The organism is Flavobacterium sp. BFFFF1 (assembly GCF_002256285.1).
Lineage (GTDB): Bacteria > Bacteroidota > Bacteroidia > Flavobacteriales > Flavobacteriaceae > Flavobacterium.
The window spans coordinates 1-893 of the sequence record NZ_NKJE01000051.1; the positions used below are offsets into that span (position 1 = coordinate 1).

Consider the following 893-nt stretch of genomic DNA (forward strand, 5'->3'; position numbering starts at 1 on the left):
CAGTTGGAACTGAGTATTCTCGGCTGGACAAAACGAAGTTATGGAAAAAAGAAGTTCATTTTACAAGGTAAGCAGCAATTGCGTGAAACCGCTGTTAGCAGTAGCCTATTTTCTTGACAAAACTTTGATTATATAGACAAAATACAAAATTTGTAAAACAACAAAAAAATAGGATGCATATTTTACCCAATCCAATAAGTTTAATATTTCTGTTACTGTGTAATTTGGATTTATGTCTTTGAAATAAAGATCTGGATATTTAATCAAAAGTGCCATTACCATTGTGATAATAAAATGAATGATCACTATTGTTTTTGATTTCTCTGATTTTGCTTTGTGTAATCTCCAATAGATAAACGAATCTATTAAAAGTATGATTATTAAAAGAAAGCTGGCAATAAAAAACGGTGGAAATATTGTTGTATGCCAGCCAGGAATAATTGAGGTTGCAAAATCAAATGTAAAAGAATTCATCAGTAACAAAAGTGTTGCTAAAAATAGTAAAATGAAAATAAGTTCTTTTTTACTTTTCACGTCATTTTGGGTTAGGTTACTGCTAACGTCCGGCGGCTTCACGTCAGTTGCGGCATTTGGAACTGAGTATTCTCGGCGTGGACAAAACGAAGTTATGGAAAAAGCGGTTACATTTTACAAGGAAAGTAGCAATTGCGTGAAACCGCTGTTATAACGCCGCTTTTTAATTATTTTTTCATTTTACAAGGCTTACATAAAGTTTACACCCAAGCCAATCACAGCGTTTTTCGCAAACATTTTTATGCACAATTTTCACGCAAGCAGAAAGTTTCGTTTCCACAAACATTTCAAAGTCTATTTTTTAGAAAGCAATTAAGTCTTCAAAACACACAGCTGAGGATTCTCGGTTGGACCAAGAG

At 33.3% G+C, this 893-nt stretch carries 1 protein-coding gene; it reads left to right on the forward strand.

The genetic code is table 11. The features are described from left to right. The first annotated feature begins 373 nt into the window (after positions 1-373). Positions 374-688 carry a hypothetical protein gene (locus tag CFE23_RS16185; protein WP_291090372.1) on the forward strand — a complete coding sequence of 105 codons (315 nt, stop codon included), beginning with the start codon at positions 374-376 and terminating at the stop codon, positions 686-688. The last annotated feature ends 205 nt before the right edge of the window (positions 689-893 follow it).